Origin of the sequence: Sphingopyxis sp. Geo48 (assembly GCF_949769155.1) — a bacterium.
Classification (GTDB): domain Bacteria; phylum Pseudomonadota; class Alphaproteobacteria; order Sphingomonadales; family Sphingomonadaceae; genus Sphingopyxis.
In genome coordinates this window covers 1-1,526 of record NZ_CATKPA010000018.1, presented here as the reverse complement: position 1 = coordinate 1,526, position 1,526 = coordinate 1, and the positions used below count along the sequence as shown (strand labels likewise).

At 61.0% G+C, this 1,526-nt stretch carries 1 protein-coding gene; it reads left to right on the top strand.

The genetic code is table 11. The features are described from left to right. The first annotated feature begins 75 nt into the window (after positions 1–75). Positions 76–1,449 (top strand): transposase, encoded by a 1,374-nt coding sequence (locus QOL79_RS19510; protein WP_283420420.1) that lies wholly within the window; start codon positions 76–78, stop codon positions 1,447–1,449. Positions 1,450–1,526: the final 77 nt, after the last annotated feature.

The window sequence follows — 1,526 nt, the reverse complement described above, 5'->3', positions numbered from 1 at the left end:
TATTCTGTTGAAAAACTCCCGCTTGCAATGAAGGTCGAGTGCTGATTCACTCGTCCCGTTGTCGGGAGAAGGCTGATGATGGGTGAGCGAACGGTGATGCAGGAGGCGCTGTTTTACAGCTTCAGCCTCGAGGATCATGTGCCGACGGACCACCTGCTGCGGTCGATCGACCGCTTTGTTGATCTGGGCGATCTGCGCGAGCATCTACGCCCCTATTACAGCGAGACGGGTCGCCCCTCGATCGACCCGGAGCTGATGATCCGGATGCTGATCATCGGCTATTGCATGGGGATCCGTTCAGAGCGTCGGCTGTGCGAGGAAGTGCACCTGAACTTGGCCTACCGCTGGTTCTGTCGGCTCGGGCTGGATGGAGCGGTTCCTGATCACTCGACCTTCTCGAAGAACCGGCATGGCCGCTTCCGCGACAGCGATCTGCTTCGCGAGCTGTTCGAGATGACGGTGTCGCGCTGCATAAAGGAAGGCTTGGTCGGCGGCGAAGGCTTTGCCGTCGATGCGAGCCTGATCCGGGCTGATGTATATCGCCGGCGATCGGTGCCGGGGGACGAAGGTCTGCCGCCCGATGTTACCGGCCGCGCCGTTCGAGAATATCTGGAGGTGCTGGACGATGCGGCGTTCGGCGGTTCGACGCCTGTCCAGCCGAAGCGGATCGCGCTGACCGATCCTGCCTCCCGCTGGACCGCGGCCACGCGCGAGCGGGCCTTTTACGCCTACAGCACCAACTATCTGATCGACCTCGATCATGCGGTAATCGTCGATGTCGAGGCGACAACGTCGGTACGGCAGGCCGAAGTGACAGCGCAGCGAAGAATGATCGACCGGACACAGGAGCGCTTCGGCATCTGGCCGCATCGGCTTGTAGCGGACGCAGCCTATGGTTCCGCCGCGAACCTGGCGTGGCTAGTGGAAGAGAAAGCCATCGAGCCGCATATCCCCGTGTTCGAAAAATCCGGTCGCAATGACGGCAGCTTCGAGCGCGTCGACTTCATCTATGATTATGACGACGACAGCTATATCTGCCCGGGTGGCAACCACTTGCGGCGGTCTAATCGCAACTTCAGTACACCGCGCACCGGGATCGATAAGGACGGCTCCATCCGCTACCGCGCGCGTCAGCACGACTGCGAAGGCTGTGCTCTGAAGCCGCAATGCACGCCCAATGCGCCAGCCCGCAAGATCACGCGTTCAATCCACGAAGGCGCGCGCGACATGGCTCGCGACATCGCCACAACCGACGCCTATCTTGTGTCGAGCCGAGAGCGAAAGAAGGTCGAAATGCTGTTCGCCCACCTCAAGCGAATATTGAAACTGGACCGCTTGCGTCTGCGCGGCCCCAATGGTGCCCGTGACGAGTTCCACCTCGCCGCCGCGGCCCAAAACCTCCGGAAAATGGCAAAGATCTTCCCGATCCAGCACCTCGCCACCGTCTGATCAAGATGCGGAGGTCGTGCGCCCCGCGTCCGCTTCGATCCTCGGCATCGCTTCCGGGCGACTTCTTCAACAGAATA

Bases quoted from the DNA above. Each gene is read 5' to 3' on its own strand.
- QOL79_RS19510 (WP_283420420.1), top strand. From the start codon at position 76: ATGATGGGTGAGCGAACGGTGATGCAGGAGGCGCTGTTTTACAGCTTC.